Origin of the sequence: Lentzea sp. NEAU-D7, from assembly GCF_026242055.1 — a bacterium.
Classification (GTDB): Bacteria; Actinomycetota; Actinomycetes; order Mycobacteriales; family Pseudonocardiaceae; genus Lentzea.
The window spans coordinates 432,545-446,977 of sequence record NZ_JAPJDL010000002.1 but is presented as its reverse complement, the minus strand read 5'-3'; the positions used below and the strand labels follow the sequence as shown (position 1 = coordinate 446,977).

At 70.2% G+C, this 14,433-nt stretch carries 16 protein-coding genes and 1 riboswitch; of the genes, 9 read left to right on the top strand and 7 right to left on the bottom strand.

The features are described 5' to 3' along the window. Positions 1-278: 278 nt before the first annotated feature. Together ORI60_RS05485 and ORI60_RS05480 are read left to right on the top strand one after the other, a co-directional pair. Complete coding sequence (locus ORI60_RS05485; RefSeq protein ID WP_266035019.1) at positions 279-1,157, top strand: hypothetical protein; 879 nt, start codon at positions 279-281, stop codon at positions 1,155-1,157. Between the two features lie 40 nt (positions 1,158-1,197). Next, complete coding sequence (locus tag ORI60_RS05480; protein ID WP_266035017.1) at positions 1,198-2,016, top strand: hypothetical protein; 819 nt, start codon at positions 1,198-1,200, stop codon at positions 2,014-2,016. Between the two features lie 57 nt (positions 2,017-2,073). Here ORI60_RS05480 and ORI60_RS05475 read toward each other — a convergent pair whose 3' ends face one another. Then, complete coding sequence (locus tag ORI60_RS05475) at positions 2,074-2,901, bottom strand: tRNA (adenine-N1)-methyltransferase (RefSeq protein WP_323055875.1); 828 nt, start codon at positions 2,899-2,901, stop codon at positions 2,074-2,076. A 12-nt stretch (positions 2,902-2,913) separates the two neighbouring features. Beyond that, positions 2,914-4,032, bottom strand: a complete 1,119-nt coding sequence (locus ORI60_RS05470) for a site-2 protease family protein (RefSeq protein WP_266035015.1) — start codon at positions 4,030-4,032, stop codon at positions 2,914-2,916. Between the two features lie 221 nt (positions 4,033-4,253). On the opposite strand from ORI60_RS05470, the gene ORI60_RS05465 reads away from it, so the two are divergent. From ORI60_RS05465 to ORI60_RS05450, 4 genes are all read left to right on the top strand, one after another. Further along, positions 4,254-5,099 (top strand): PD-(D/E)XK nuclease family protein, encoded by an 846-nt coding sequence (locus ORI60_RS05465; protein WP_266035014.1) that lies wholly within the window; start codon positions 4,254-4,256, stop codon positions 5,097-5,099. After that, on the top strand, positions 5,099-5,869 hold the full coding sequence (locus tag ORI60_RS05460) for a thioesterase family protein (protein WP_416234362.1): 771 nt from the start codon (positions 5,099-5,101) through the stop codon (positions 5,867-5,869). The genes ORI60_RS05465 and ORI60_RS05460 overlap by 1 nt, the downstream gene beginning before the upstream one ends. 165 nt (positions 5,870-6,034) lie before the next feature. Continuing rightward, positions 6,035-6,187, top strand: a complete 153-nt coding sequence (locus ORI60_RS05455; RefSeq protein ID WP_266035012.1) for a hypothetical protein — start codon at positions 6,035-6,037, stop codon at positions 6,185-6,187. Between the two features lie 29 nt (positions 6,188-6,216). After that, complete coding sequence (locus ORI60_RS05450; RefSeq protein WP_266035010.1) at positions 6,217-6,858, top strand: phosphoribosyltransferase; 642 nt, start codon at positions 6,217-6,219, stop codon at positions 6,856-6,858. Here ORI60_RS05450 and ORI60_RS05445 read toward each other — a convergent pair. Genes ORI60_RS05445 through ORI60_RS05435 form a run of 3 tightly spaced genes read right to left on the bottom strand, consistent with a single transcriptional unit; the run spans position 6,792 to position 8,238 of the window. Then, a complete protein-coding gene (locus ORI60_RS05445) occupies positions 6,792-7,103 on the bottom strand; it encodes an antibiotic biosynthesis monooxygenase family protein (protein ID WP_266035008.1) in 312 nt (103 codons plus the stop codon). The two genes, ORI60_RS05450 and ORI60_RS05445, sit on opposite strands and share 67 nt — an antisense overlap. After that, complete coding sequence (gene hisG / locus ORI60_RS05440) at positions 7,100-7,960, bottom strand: ATP phosphoribosyltransferase (RefSeq protein ID WP_266035005.1); 861 nt, start codon at positions 7,958-7,960, stop codon at positions 7,100-7,102. The genes ORI60_RS05445 and hisG overlap by 4 nt, the downstream gene beginning before the upstream one ends. A gap of 14 nt (positions 7,961-7,974) precedes the next feature. Next, positions 7,975-8,238 carry a phosphoribosyl-ATP diphosphatase gene (locus ORI60_RS05435; RefSeq protein ID WP_089912086.1) on the bottom strand — a complete coding sequence of 88 codons (264 nt, stop codon included), beginning with the start codon at positions 8,236-8,238 and terminating at the stop codon, positions 7,975-7,977. Between the two features lie 98 nt (positions 8,239-8,336). Here ORI60_RS05435 and ORI60_RS05430 point away from each other — a divergent pair, with 98 nt between their 5' ends. The 3 genes from ORI60_RS05430 to ORI60_RS05420 all read left to right on the top strand — a co-directional run bounded on the left by ORI60_RS05430 (position 8,337) and on the right by ORI60_RS05420 (position 10,219). Continuing rightward, positions 8,337-8,996 carry a (2Fe-2S)-binding protein gene (locus ORI60_RS05430; protein WP_266034997.1) on the top strand — a complete coding sequence of 220 codons (660 nt, stop codon included), beginning with the start codon at positions 8,337-8,339 and terminating at the stop codon, positions 8,994-8,996. A gap of 70 nt (positions 8,997-9,066) precedes the next feature. Then, a riboswitch (cobalamin riboswitch) is annotated at positions 9,067-9,199 on the top strand. A 53-nt stretch (positions 9,200-9,252) separates the two neighbouring features. Further along, positions 9,253-9,441 (top strand): CbtB domain-containing protein, encoded by a 189-nt coding sequence (locus ORI60_RS05425; protein ID WP_093588538.1) that lies wholly within the window; start codon positions 9,253-9,255, stop codon positions 9,439-9,441. A 22-nt stretch (positions 9,442-9,463) separates the two neighbouring features. Continuing rightward, positions 9,464-10,219 carry a CbtA family protein gene (locus tag ORI60_RS05420; RefSeq protein ID WP_266034991.1) on the top strand — a complete coding sequence of 252 codons (756 nt, stop codon included), beginning with the start codon at positions 9,464-9,466 and terminating at the stop codon, positions 10,217-10,219. On the opposite strand, the gene ORI60_RS05415 is transcribed toward ORI60_RS05420, so the two are convergent. Further along, positions 10,216-10,887, bottom strand: coding sequence for an HAD family hydrolase (locus tag ORI60_RS05415; RefSeq protein WP_266034990.1), 672 nt, complete (start codon positions 10,885-10,887; stop codon positions 10,216-10,218). The two genes, ORI60_RS05420 and ORI60_RS05415, sit on opposite strands and share 4 nt — an antisense overlap. Further along, complete coding sequence (gene metH / locus ORI60_RS05410) at positions 10,880-14,428, bottom strand: methionine synthase (RefSeq protein ID WP_266034988.1); 3,549 nt, start codon at positions 14,426-14,428, stop codon at positions 10,880-10,882. Before metH ends, ORI60_RS05415 begins: the two co-directional genes overlap by 8 nt. Positions 14,429-14,433: the final 5 nt, after the last annotated feature.

The window sequence follows — 14,433 nt, the reverse complement described above, 5'->3', positions numbered from 1 at the left end:
GAGCGGGGCTCCGTTGCGACCGGAGGGCGTGCCGCCAACCGGGTGGTTCCACCGGCGCGACCGGCGCACCACCCCGACAGCGCAGTGCATCGCACTCGATTCCCGGTGGAGTTGCCACAATCGTTATCAGACACGGCCTTCGCGTGACCAGATCGCGGCTCGAGAGCGTGTGCACGGCCACTCGCGGATGCCGATAGGCCCCATTCGCCCGCGAGTTACCGGGCGAAGCACCACAATGTCCAGAGATAGATCGCCTCATCCACATCGGGGGAGTTTCGATGACCTACCCGCCGCAGCAGCCCGGTCCCTACGGGCAGCAGCCGCAGCCCGGTGGGCCGTACGGGCAGCAGCCGCCGCAGCAGCCGGGTCACGGCCAGCCGCAGCAGCCCGGATACGGCCAGCAGCCGCCACCGGGGTACGGCCAGCCGCCCGGCCAGTACGGCCAGCCGCAGCAGGACCCGTTCGGCCAGCAGGGACCGCAGTCCGGCGGCTTCCCGCAGCAGGGCCAGCACGGTCCGCAGCAGGGCCAGTACGGTCCGCAGCAGGGCCAGTACGGCCAGCAGCCCGGTCAGCCGGGCCCGTACGGCCAGCAGCCCTACGGCCAGCAGCCGTACGGCCAGCCCGGCGGGTTCGGCGGTCCGCCTCCCAAGAAGAGCAACACCGGCCTGATCGTCGGCGTCCTGGTCGGCGTGCTGGTGCTCCTCGGAGGTGGCATCACCGCGGCCGTCATGCTCACCGGCAACGGCTCCAGCGACTCCAGCACCTCGTCGCCGGACTCCAGTGCCGGCGGTGGTGACGCCGCCGAGATCAAGAACGTCGCGAAGGAGTACTTCGCGATCAACAACGACATCGAGAAGGCCTCGAAGCTCGCCTGCAAGGAGGTCGTCGACGAGGCCAAGGAGCTGCAGGAGAAGTTCAAGGATCTCCCTCCTGAGCAGCAGAAGGCCGCCGAGGAGCTGGCCAAGACGCTCAAGCCCAAGGTGACGGTGGGCGACGTGGCCGTGTCCGGCGACCAGGCGACCGTGAAGGTCAAGGTCGAGATGACCTTCCAGGGCAAGAGCACGGTCACGGACACCGAGGTCAAGTTCAAGAAGATCTCGGGCGACTGGAAGTACTGCACGCTCACCAAGGACGCGCAGATCCAGCCGCCCAAGTGACCTTTCGCCAGATCCGCGACTCATCTTCGGGGGAACTCCCATGACCTACCCGCCACCGCCGCCTGGGCCGTACGGGCAGCAGCCGCCTCAGCAGCCCGGGTACGGCCAGCAACCTGGGTACGGGCAGCAGCCCGGCCAGCCACCGCAGCCCGGCTACGGCCAGCCGCAGCAGAACCCGTTCGGCCAGCAGGGACCGCAGAGCGGTGGCTTCCCGCAGCAGGGCCAGTACGGTCCGCAGCAGGGCCAGTACGGCCAGCAGCCCTACGGTCAGCAGCAGTACGGCCAGCCCGGCGGGTTCGGCGGTCCCCCGCCCAAGAAGAGCAAGACCGGCCTGATCATCGGTGTGGTCGTCGGCGTGCTGGTGCTCGTCGGTGGCGGTGTCACGGCCGTGCTTCTGCTCTCCGGCGACTCGGGCGGCGGCGACAACACCGCGTCGACGAACACGAACACGAACGCGGAGCCGACGGCCGGCAGCTCCACGAAGCCGGCCACCTCGTCGTCGAAGAGCTCGTCGAGCGGCGGTGACAGCGACGCCGAGGACGTCGCGAAGGAGTTCACCGCCAGGATCATCAAGGGCGTGCACGCGGGCAACAGCACCCCGAACGACGTCAAGGACCTCGTGTGCACGGCGGAGTTCCCCAAGCTGAAGCCCCAGACGGCCGCACCGAATCCGAGCGTCAAGGCCACCGTGTCGGAGGTCAGGACGTCGGGCAGCACCGGCACGTTCAGGCAGAGCATCACCGGGCTCCAAGACCCGAGCAACCCGGGCAAGGTGCAGTCGGGCGCCATCATCTACAAGCTGACCAAAGAGGGCGGCGACTGGAAGGTCTGCGGCATCGACAAGCTCGAGGGCAACTGACCTGACGCGCGAGGGCCCCGCACTTCGGTGAAGTGCGGGGCCCTCGGTGTTCCCGGGTCAGCCCTTGCTGGGGCGGCGCTGCGGCCTGGGCGCCGTGACGCCCTCCGCGAGCCTGCGCGTGGTCAGCAGGAACGCGGTGTGCCCGATCATCCGGTGCTCCGGCCGCACGGCGAGGCCGACGACGTGCCACGGGCGGACGAGCGTCTCCCAGGCGTGGGGCTCGGTGAAGCACGTCATCTCCCGCAGCGCCTCGGTGACGACCGAGAGCTGCGTGGTCGTGGCCACGTAGACGACCAGGACGCCGCCGGGGATGAGGTTCTTCGCGATCGTGGGCAGCACCTCCCACGGCGAGAGCATGTCGAGGATGACCCGGTCGACCTCGCCCTCGTGGTTCTTCACGTCGTCGACGGTGATCGACCAGTTGCCGGGGCGCTCGCCGAAGAACGTCTCGACGTTGCGGACGGCGTGGACCGCGTGGTCCTCGCGCACCTCGTAGGACTGGACGCTGCCCTTCTCCCCCACCGCGCGCAGCAGCGAGCACGACAACGCGCCGGAGCCCGCCCCCGCCTCCAGCACGCGCGCGCCCGGGAAGATGTCGCCGTACATGCAGATCTGCGCGGCGTCCTTCGGGTAGATCACCTGCGCGCCGCGCGGCATCGACAGCACGTAGTCCGGCAGCAGCGGGCGCAGCGCCAGGAAGTTCGTGCCGCCCACCGACTGCACCACGGAGCCCTCCGGCTGCCCGAGGAGCAGGTCGTGCGGGATGGCGCCGCGGTGGGTGTGGTACTCCTTGCCGGGTTCGAGGACAACGGTGTAGTGCCGCCCCTTGGGGTCGGTCAGCTGAACCCGGTCGCCCGGTCGGAACGGTCCACTTGCGCTAATCACCGCGCAATGGTGTCAAACGCCCTTCTCAATGGCCGCACGCAGGTCCTCCCTGTGCAGCACACCCGCCGGACGGCCCTCCAGGTCGACGACGAGGAACTGCCACGCGGCGGTGCCCTGGACCCGTTCGACGATCTCCTCGCCGGGCTCGTCGGCGAGCAGCACGGTCTCGGGCAGGATCGGCTCCGCCGCCTGCTCCGCGGGCGCGAAAGGGCTTGCCGCGGCGAGCTTCTCGGCCGCCGCGGCGTCGAGCAGGCCGGCCGCGACGCCGTCCGCCCGCACCAGGACCACACCCCGTCCGGCGGAGGTGCTCAGGGCGTCCGCGACGGGACTCTCCGCCGGCAGCTGCAGCACCGGGCGGATCAGGTCGGCGAGGGACAGGCCGGGCGGCCAGGTGCGGCGACGTTCGCTGGCGAGCTCGCTCCTAGCGCCGACGACGACGCCCCACGCCGTCAGCACGCACACGCCGAAGCGCAACCAACGGTCCTGTGCACCCTCCGCGACGCCGTACAGCGCCCACGCCACCAGTGCGATGGCCACGGCGATACCACCGACCACGGCGACACGCGTCCCCGTCGCCCGTTGCCCGGTCATGGCCCACACGCCGGCCCTGACGATGCGCCCGCCGTCCAGCGGCAGGCCGGGCAGGAGGTTGAAGACGGCGACGGCGGCGTTCGCGGCGGCGAGCTGGAAGACCAGCACCCACACGACGCCGTCCTGGTTCATGACCATCGCGCCGAGGCCGAACAGGATCGCCAGCACCACGGACACGGCAGGACCGGCGCCCGCGACAGCACCCTCGTGGCCGGGTTTGCCGGGTGTGCGCATGATCTCGGTGGACCCGCCCAGCAGGAACAGGTGCAGTCTCCTGACCGGCAGGCCGAGCCGCAGCGCCACGACGCAGTGACCGAGCTCGTGCGCGAGCACCGACAGCCCCAGGAAGAGCGCGAGCAGCACGGCCATCAGCAGGCCGACGCCCGGCGCCGTGCCGGGAGCGAGGTCGTCGACGAACGGGGCGTAGAACGCCACCACGATCGCCGAGCCGATCCACCACGACGGCGCGAGCAACACCGGGATGCCCGCCACCCGGAACAGCAGCAGGCCGCCCACTCGATCACTGATCCGCGCGGCCACGGAAGCACTCTAGAGGGGGTGGTGTGATCTCGCGGTTCGGTGCGAATCGCCCGAGGCGGGCGCTGTTTCGCGCGCCCGCCTTCGGAGATCGCGGCCGGTGAGGCGGTCCGTCCTGTCACGTGCGTCTCATCCGGACCGAGACCGGCACCGACGCGGCGCAGGGCGGCGGTACCCAGGTGGCGCTCCCGGGATTGTCAGACCCCTGTCCTAGGGTGCGAACCATGAGCACCACGTTGCGCAGGCCCGCGCTCTCGCCTTCCCGGGCAGGGGACTTCAAGCAGTGCCCGCTGCTCTACCGGTTCCGCGCGGTCGACCGGCTGCCGGAGAGGCCGACGAAGGCGCAGGTGCGCGGCACGGTGGTGCACGCGGTGCTGGAAGACCTGTTCGCACTGCCCGCGGCCGAGCGGGTGCCCGACCGCGCGCGGTCGATGATCGCGCCGGCCTGGGAGCGCGTGAAGGCCGAGCGCCCCGAGTTCGCGACGTTGTTCGAGGTCGAGGGCAGCGAGGAGGAGGCGGAGTGGCTGGAGTCCGCCACGAAGCTGCTCGACGGCTACTTCGGCCTGGAGGACCCGCGTCGCCTGGAGCCGGAGTCGCGCGAGCTGCTGGTGGAGTCCGAGCTGCCGTCCGGTGTGCTGCTGCGCGGCTACATCGACCGGGTGGACGTGGCCCCGACGGGGGAGATCCGCGTCGTGGACTACAAGACCGGCGCGGCGCCCCGTCAGGTGGGCGAGGCGAAGGCGTTGTTCCAGATGAAGTTCTACGCCCTGGTGCTGTGGAAGCTGCGCGGCGTCGTCCCCCGCCAGCTGCGCCTGATGTACCTCGCCGACCGCCAGGCCCTCGCCTACACGCCGGACGAGTCCGAACTGGCCCGCTTCGAGCGCACCCTCGACGCGATCTGGCAGGCGATCATGCGGGCCGCGCCGACGGGCGACTTCCGCCCCAACCCCAGCCGCCTGTGCGACTACTGCGACCACAAGGCCTTCTGCCCGGCGTTCGACGGCACTCCGCCGCCCTACCCGGGCTGGCCGGAGCCGGACGACACCGAGCCGCTGCAGGACCGCGACTGATGCCGGCCTTCTACCTGCCGCTGGACGAGGCCACGTTCCGCTCCACCGAGCACACCGTCGGCCCGTGGGGCCCGGACAGCCAGCACCTCGGCCCGCCCTCGGCGTTGCTGGTGCGGTCGTTGCTGGCGCTGGGCAACTCGTCGTCGGCGCTGGCGCGCGTCACGTTCGAGGTGCTCGGGCCCGTCCCGGTGGCCGACCTGACGGTGTCCACCTCCGTCGAACGCCCCGGCCGCTCGGTCGAGCTGCTGGCGGCGTCGCTGTCCCACGAAGGCCGCACCGTGCTCACGGCGCGCGCGTGGCGCATCGTCGGCTCGGACACGACTTCGGTGGCGGGCGGCGAGGTCCCCGCGCTGGCACCGCCGGAGTCCGCCGTGCCGATGGAGGTCCCCGAGCACTGGGGTGGCGGTTACCTGGCCGCCGTCGAGTGGCTTTCCGTGTCGGGCGGCATCTTCACACCGGGCGACGCACAGGTGTGGGCCCGCCCGCGCGTGGCCGTGGTCGAGGGATCCGAGCCGTCACCGGAGGAGCTGCTGTTCTCCGTGGTCGACTCGGCGAGCGGCGTCTCGTCCCGTGTGGACATTCGCAAGTGGTACGCCATCAACACCGACCTGACCGTGCACCTGCACCGCCGCCCCGTCGGCGAGTGGGTCGGGATGGACGCGCGGACGACCATCGGGCCGGACGGCGTCGGGCTCGCGACCAGCGTGGTGCACGACGTGGCCGGGCCGGTGGGCGCGACGGCGCAGGCGCTGTTCGTCCGCGAACGCTGATGTCCCACAGGGCACGACAGGAGTCGCAGCCGCACCAGCAACTCCGGTGATCGCAACGCCCCGCGATCCCTCGTCCCTCTGCCGGGCTCTACCGCCGCACCCGTGCGGGCAGCCGTGGTGACGGCGTGCCTGGTGGGCGCCCTGCTCTTCCCTGTCAGGTGCTCGGTGGCAACGAGGCAGGGCCTGCCCTGCCGGAACGCGGCGAACGGCGTCCTGTTCGGTTGCAGCCAGGCCGGCCACACGTGGATCGAGTTCCGCGCGCACTTCGGCCGGCACGAACGCGTCGCGATCACCGACGTCATCGGCCTGGCCGGGTGAGCCCGCAGGCGCGTAGCGTCAGCGGGACTGTGAAGAGGTTCACGAACCGGCAGGAAGCGGGCCGCGCCCTCGCAGCGCGACTCGCGGACCTCCCGTGGCACGACCCGCTGGTCCTCGGCCTCCCGCGTGGCGGCGTCCCGGTGGCCAAGGAGATCGCGGAACACCTCAACGCCGAACTGGACGTCGTCGTGGCGCGCAAGATCGGCGCCCCGGGCCACCCGGAGTACGGCGTCGGCGCCGTCACCGCGGACAGCGAGCCCATCTACGACCCGAGGGTGCTCAGGGCCCTGAACCTCACCGAGGAGCAGCTGGGCCGCACCTGCGACGAGGAACGCGCCGAAGCCCGGAGGCGCACGACCCTCTACCGCGGCGACAGACCGCTCGTCGTCAGGGACCGCGACGTGATCCTCGTGGACGACGGCCTGGCCACCGGCGTCACCGCCAGAGCGGCGCTCCACTGGATCGCCCAGCGCGCACCGAGGAGTGTCACGCTGGCCGTCCCGGTGGCCGCGAGGGAGTCCCTCGACACCTTCAGGACCAGGGTGGTCGCGGTCCTCACGCCGAAGCGCTTCCAGGCCGTGAGCCGCTGGTACGAGAGCTTCGATCAGACCACGGACGAAGAGGTGCTCAGTGCGCTCTCGAAGTGGGACACGACCGGGAACGGCGAGTAGAAGCGGTGCAGCAGGGCCGACCACCGCTCGTACGAGGGCCCCTGCCGGAAGCCCACCGTGTGCGACTCGACCGTGTCCCAGCGCACGAGCAGCAGGTAGCGCGACGGCGTCTCCAGGCAGCGCAGCAGTTCGAGGCCGCGGAAGCCCGGCGAGGCGGAGATCAGCTCCCGCGCCTCGCCGAACGCCCACTCGAACTCCTCGGCACACCCCGGCAGCACGTCCAGCAGGGCGTGCTCGGTGATCACAGCCGGCAGAACCTGATGTCCGAGGCCAGCACGGCCTTGGCGCCGATCGCGGCCAGCTCGTCCATCACCTTGTTCGCCTCCTTGCGCGACACCATCGCCCGCACGGCCGCCCAGTCCGGGTTGGCCAGCGGCGCGACCGTCGGCGACTCCAGGCCCGGGGTCAGCGCGATCGCGGCGTCGAGGAGCGAACGCGGGCAGTCGTAGTCGAGCATCAGGTACTGCTGCGCGAACACGACGCCCTGCAGACGGGCCGTCAGCTGCTTCTTGGCTGCCGTGAGCTCCGAGCCGTTGCGGTGGATGAGGACCGCCTCCGACTCGCAGATCGGCTCGCCGAACGCCACCAGGTCGTGCTGGCGCAGGGTGCGGCCGGAGCCCACCACGTCGGCGATCAGGTCGGCCACGCCCAGCTGGATCGAGATCTCCACGGCGCCGTCGAGACGGATCACCTTGGCGGTGATGCCGCGGGCCTTGAGGTCGCGGCCCACGAGCTTCGGGTACGCCGTGGCGAGGCGCTTGCCTTCGAGGTCGGAGACCTTCCAGTCCGTGCCGCGAGGCCCGGCGTAGCGGAAGGTCGACGAGCCGAAGCCCAGCGCGAGCAGCTCCTCGACGGACGAGCCGTTGTCGTCGGCGCCCGAGTCGGCGGCCAGGTCGCGGCCGGTGATGCCGAGGTCGAGGTCGCCGGACGCCACGTAGATCGCGATGTCCTTGGGACGCAGGAAGAAGAACTCGACCTCGTTGTTGTTGTCGAGCACGGTCAGGTCGCGCGGCTCGTGCCGCTGCCGGTACCCGGCCTCGGTGAGCATGGCGGAGGCGCGTTCAGCGAGCGCGCCCTTGTTCGGGACTGCAACGCGCAGCATGTGGAAGTCTTCCGTCAGAGGTACTTGTAGACGTCTTCGAGGGTGAGGCCACGGCCGAGCATGAGCACCTGGAGGCGGTAGAGCAGCTGCGAGATCTCTTCGGAGAGCTTCTCGTCGGACTCGTACTCGGCGGCGATCCAGACCTCGCCCGCCTCCTCCAGGACCTTCTTCCCCTGCGCATGGACCCCGGCCTCGAGCGCGGCGACGGTGCCGGAACCCTCCGGCTTGGTGGCGGCTCGTTCGGTCAGTTCTGCGAACAGGGAGTCGAAGGTCTTCACGGCACGACATCCTCCCATCCCGGCGACCCCCGTCCACACCGCGGTCGCATCTGTCCCAGGCCATGGACGTGATCTGTCCTGCACGGACACTCGGTAGCGTGAACTTCGTGTCTGAGTTCGCCGAGGTTCTCGAAGCGCTGCGCCGGGTGCGCGGGATCAACCCGTTCTTCGCCCTCGACGTGGGCCGTCCGGACGAGTCGTGGCTGCCGGGAACGGCGCTGCTGGAGGGCCCGGCGCTCAAGACCACGATCGACGCCGTCGCGACCCGGTACGAAGCCGGCGAACCACGCGTCGCGGCCAGCCTGTTCTTCCTCAGCTACACCGCACGGCTGCTCAGCCCGCTCACGGCCGCGAACGTCCCGATCGACGTGCGCCCGGAGAACCTCTGGTGGCACCACCACCCGGTGAACGGCCTGAGCGTCCGGATCGACCAGCCCCGGCTGGGTCCGGGCGCCGCCGAGGCGCTCGAACCGGTGGTGGAAGCGATCCAGCAGGTCACCCCGGTGGCGCGCGGGCTGCTGTGGGGCAATGCGATGTCGAACATCGCGGGCGCGCTGAAAATGGTTGTGCGCGCACGCATGCTCACGGAGGAGGAAGCGGAAGAACGCGGCGAACGGCTCATGAGCGCGCCGCCGTTCGAACACGCCGGAGAATTCATCACGTTTCCCGGCGAGGTCGCGTTCCGGCGCAGGAGCTGTTGTCTCTACTACCGCGTCGCCGCAGGTGGGAAGTGCGGTGACTGTCCACTCGTGAAGTGAGGAACGCAACAACTCTTATGGCCGGTTGTGCTTAACGGGCGGATCAACTTACGGTGCACGCGCCGCAGTGACGGGAAGCCGGTGAGAATCCGGCGCGGTCCTCGCCACTGTGACCGGGAAGCGATCCCCGCCGAGCACGTCACTGGTCCCCGCCGGGACTGGGAAGACGCGGGGGCAGCGTTGATCCGGGAGTCAGGAGACCGGCTGCGGCGCCGCAAGGAGAGTTGACCTTCCACGAGGTATGGAGGAGCCCGTCATGACGAGCCCCGCAGCAAGCCTGTCCGCCGTCCGCGTGCCCAAATGGGCCTTCGCCGTCTCAGTGCTCGGCCTGATCGTCACCTACCTGGTCCTGCAGGAGAACGGCCTCGCGCTCGGCGCGGGTTCCGAGTTGCTGCACGAGTTCTTCCACGACGGGCGCCACGCGCTCGGCGTTCCGTGCCACTGATCCGATTCCCCGGATCAGGCACATGACGACGTACAAGTCTCTGGCGCTGCGCGGAGTCGCGGCCGGCGGTGTCGCCGGTGTCGCCTCCGCGCTGGTGCAGCTCCTGGTGACCGAGATCCCGATTCGTGCCGCGCTCGCGGTCGAGGAGGCACGGGCACCCGCCGGTGAGGAAGCCGGCCACTCGCACGGTGGCGGGGAAGAGCTGGTCGGCCGTGGCGCCCAGGTCGTGGGCGGCATGCTCGGCGTGGTGATCGTCGGCATCGCGGTCGGCCTGGTGTTCGCCACGGCCTACGCGCTGTCGAAGCGCTGGTTCACCGGCAGCACGCCGTTCAGCCGCAGCTTCGCGTTCGGTGCCGCGGTGTTCGGCGCCGTGGCGCTGCTGCCGTGGCTCAAGTACCCCGCCAACCCGCCCGCCGTGGGCGACCCGGAGACGGTGAACTACCGGACCGCGCTCTACCTCGGCGTGGTGGTGGCCGGTCTCGTGATCGTGTGGGCCGCGAGCTGGCTCGCCGAGCAGCTGCGCGCACAGTCGCAGCCGGTGCGCACGACAGCCGTGCTCCTCGCGGTGGCCGCGGCCACCGCGGTGGTGCTGCTGGCGTTCCCCGCGCCGCCGGACACGATCCCCGCGGACATGCCGGTGAACGTGCTGTGGCAGTTCCGCCTCAGCTCGCTCGCCCAGCTCGCCACGCTCTACGTCGGCATCGGCGTGGTGTTCGGCCTGCTGATCGACCCGGCCACGCGCAAGGCGAAAGCACGCGTGACCGAGGCCTCTGTCTAGAGCGCCTTCAGCACGTCCAGGTCGACGCCGACGAGGGAGTCGCGGAACACCCGCCGCTCCCCCGTCGGCACTTCCACGTCACACGGCACGACCAGCACAGTGCACCCGGCGGCCACAGCGGCCGCGACACCGGTCGGAGAGTCCTCGATCGCCACGCAACGCGCCGCGTCCACGCCCAGCAGTCGCGCCGCCTTCAGATAGGGCTCGGGCAGCGGCTTGTTCAGGCCGTCCACCTCGTCGCCGCACACGGTCACGTCGAACAGGTCACGCCCGATCGTGTCCAGTGCCACTTCGGTCAGCGAGCGCTCGGTCGAAGTCACGAGAGCCATCGGCACGCCCGACGCACGGACCGCCTTCAACGCCTCCTGCGCGCCCGGACGCCACGGCAGACCGGCGCGGAACACCTCCTCGGTGCGGCGCGAGATCCACGCGGCGCCGTCGGCCATGTCCGCCTCGGTGGGCTCGATGCCGACGTCGGCGAACAGCAGCTGCATCGTGGTGGGCACGTTGCTGCCGACCATGCGCTCGCGGGTCTCCAGCGACAACACACCGCCGAGCTTCTCCGCGTACTCGTAGAGCGGGATGTCCCACAGCTTCTCGGAGTCCAGCAGCGTGCCGTCCATGTCCCACAGGACCCCGTGAAGTTCAGGCACAGCCAGGTCAGACATTGAAGTACTTCGCCTCCGGATGGTGCGCCACGAAGGCGTCGGTGGACTGTTCCGGGTGGAGCTGGAGTTCCTCGGACAGCGAGACCCCGATGCGCGACGGCTCGAGCAGCTCGACGACGCGCCTGCGGTCCTCCATGTCGGGGCAGGCGCCGTAGCCGAACGAGTAACGCGCACCCCGGTAGCCGAGTTTGAAGTACTGCTCGACGTCGGCCGGGTCCTCGGCGGCGACGGTGCCGCCCGCGGGCCACACGAGCTCCTCGCGGACCCGCTTGTGCCAGTACTCGGCCAGCGCCTCGGTGAGCTGGACCCCCAGTCCGTGGACTTCCAGGTACTCACGATACGCGTTCTTGGCGAACAGCTCGGCCGCGTAGTCGGCGATCGGCTGCCCCATCGTCACGAGGTGGAACGCGATCACGTCGACCTCGCCCGCCTCCCGCGCCCGCCAGAAGTCGGACAGGCAGAGACGGCGATTCCTCTTCTGGCGCGGAAAGGTGAACCTGAAGCGCTCGGCGGAGTCCGCCGACGGCTCTTCCAGGATCACCAGGTCCTCGCCCTCCGACACGCACGGGAAGTAGCCGTAGACGACGGCGGCGTGGGCAAGAACACCTTCCGTGGCAAGGCGTTCCATCCAGTACCGCAGGCGCGGGCGGCCCTCGGTCTCGACCAGCTCCTCGTAGGTCGGGCCGCCGCCGCGCGCGCCCTTCAGGCCCCACTGGCCCATGAACGTCGCACGCTCGTCCAGCAACGCCGAGTAGTCCGCGACCGGGATGCCCTTCACGACGCGGCTGCCCCAGAACGGCGGCACCGGGATCGGGTTGTCCGCCGCCACGTCGGAGCGGCCGGACACCACTTCCTCTTCCGCCGCAACGGCTTTGCGGGCCGCCGCGATGCGCAGCGACCGTTCGCGACGGGCCTTGCGCTCCGCCGCCTTGGCTCGCGCCTCCTCGTCCACGAGAGGAGCCTCGCCGCGCTTGGCCGCCATGATCGCGTCCATCAGCCGGAGCCCCTCGAACGCGTCGCGGGCGTAGCGGACGTCGCCGAAGTACATCTCCGTCAGGTCGTTCTCGACGTACGCGCGCGTCAGCGCCGCGCCGCCCAGCAACACCGGCCACCGCGCGGCGACACCCCGGGAGTTCATCTCCTCGAGGTTCTCCTTCATGATCACGGTCGACTTGACCAGCAGGCCGGACATGCCGATCGCGTCCGCGCGGTGCTCCTCCGCGGCCTCCAGGATCGTGTTGATCGGCTGTTTGATGCCGATGTTCACGACCTCGTAGCCGTTGTTGGACAGGATGATGTCGACGAGGTTCTTGCCGATGTCGTGGACGTCGCCCTTCACGGTGGCGAGCACGATCCGGCCCTTGCCCCCGGCAGCGTCGTCCTCGGACCGCTCCATGTGCGGTTCGAGGTGGGCGACGGCGGCCTTCATGACCTCGGCGGACTGCAGCACGAACGGCAGCTGCATCTGGCCGGAGCCGAACAGTTCGCCCACGGTCTTCATGCCGGCGAGCAACGTGTCGTTGATGATCTGCAACGCGGGCCGCTCGTCCAGCGCGGCGTCCAGGTCGGCTTCCAGGCCGTTGCGCTCGCCGTCGACGATCCGGCGCTGCAGCCGTTCGAACAGCGGCAGCGCGGCCAGTTCCTCGGCGCGCGAAGCGGAGTTCGACTTCGTGGTGACGCCCTCGAACAGCTCCATGAGCTTCTGCAGCGGGTCGTAGCCCTCGCGGCGGCGGTCGTAGACCAGGTCCAGCGCCACCGCGCGCTGCTCGTCGGGGATGCGCGCCATCGGCACGATCTTGGAGGCGTGCACGATCGCGGTGTCGAGGCCCGCCTGCACGCATTCGTGCAGGAACACGGAGTTCAGCACCTGACGCGCGGCCGGGTTGAGTCCGAAGGAGACGTTCGACAGGCCCAGAGTCGTCTGCACGTCCGGATAACGGCGCTTGAGCTCGCGGATCGCCTCGATCGTCTCGACGGCGTCGCGGCGCACCTCCTCCTGGCCGGTGGAGATCGGGAACGTCAGGCAGTCGACGATGATGTCGTCGACCCGCATGCCCCAGTTCGTCGTCAGGTCCTCGATCAGCCGGGTAGCGACGCGGACCTTCCACTCGGCCGTGCGGGCCTGGCCCTCCTCGTCGATGCACAGCGCCACGACCGCCGCGCCGTGCTCGGAGACGAGCCGCATGATCTTCTGGAAGCGGGAGTCCGGGCCGTCGCCGTCCTCGTAGTTCACCGAGTTGACGGCGCTGCGTCCGCCGAGGCACTCCAGACCGGCCTGCAGCACCGCCGGTTCGGTGGAGTCGAGCATCACCGGCAACGTCGACGCGGTGGCCAGCCGCGAGGCCAGCGCGCGCATGTCCGCCTCGCCGTCGCGGCCCACGTAGTCGACGCAGAGGTCGATCAGGTGGGCGCCCTCGCGCGTCTGGTCGCGCGCGATCTCGATGCAGTCCTCCCACTTCCCGGCGAGCATCGCCTCGCGGAACGCCTTGGAACCGTTGGCGTTCGTGCGCTCGCCGATCATCAGCACCGAGGCGTCCTGTGTGAACGGCACGGCCTGGTACAGAGAGGACACACCCGGCTCCGGTCGCGGCCGGCGCGACGACGGACCGAGGTCGCGCACCGCGTCGGCCACCTGGCGCAGGTGCTCGGACGTCGTGCCGCAGCAGCCGCCCACGAGCCGCGCGCCGAACTCGGTGACGAACCCCGCCAGCGCCTGGGCCAGTTCCTCCGGCGACAACGGGTAGACCGCGCCGTGCGGGCCCAGTTCGGGAAGTCCGGCGTTCGGCATCACCGACAACGGGACGCGCGCGTGCTTCGAGAGCGTCCGCAGGTGCTCGCTCATCTCGGCGGGACCGGTGGCGCAGTTCAGCCCGATCAGGTCGATGCCCAGCGGCTCCAGCGCGGTCAGCGCGGCGCCGATCTCCGAGCCGAGCAGCATCGTGCCGGTCGTCTCGACGGTCACCTGGGCGATGATGGGGACGAACCGGCCCTCGGCCGTCATCGCGCGCTTGGCACCGACGATGGACGCCTTGGTCTGCAGCAGGTCCTGCGAGGTCTCGACGATGATCGCGTCCACGCCGCCGACGAGCAGGCCCTTGCACTGCTCCTGGTAGGCGTCGCGCAACGTCGCATAAGGAGCGTGGCCGAGCGTCGGCAGCTTCGTGCCGGGACCGACGGAGCCGAGCACGAACCGGGGGTTTGCGGACGTGCCGAACTCGTCCGCCACCTCTCTCGCCAGAGCGGCACCGCGCTCGGACAGGTGGAAGATCTGGTCCGGAATGTCGTACTCGGCCAGGTTCGCGAGATTCGCACCGAAGGTGTTCGTCTCCACGGCGTCGCAGCCGACTTCGAGATAACCGCGGTGCACCGCCTTCACGACGTCCGGGCGGGTGACGTTCAGGATCTCGTTGCAGCCCTCGAGACCGTTGAAGTCGTCGAGGGAGAGGTCAACGGACTGAAGCATCGTGCCCATGGCCCCGTCAGCGACGACAACACGGTTCACCAGCGCTTCCAGCAACGGCGACTCTCCGCGATCACGCATGGGCC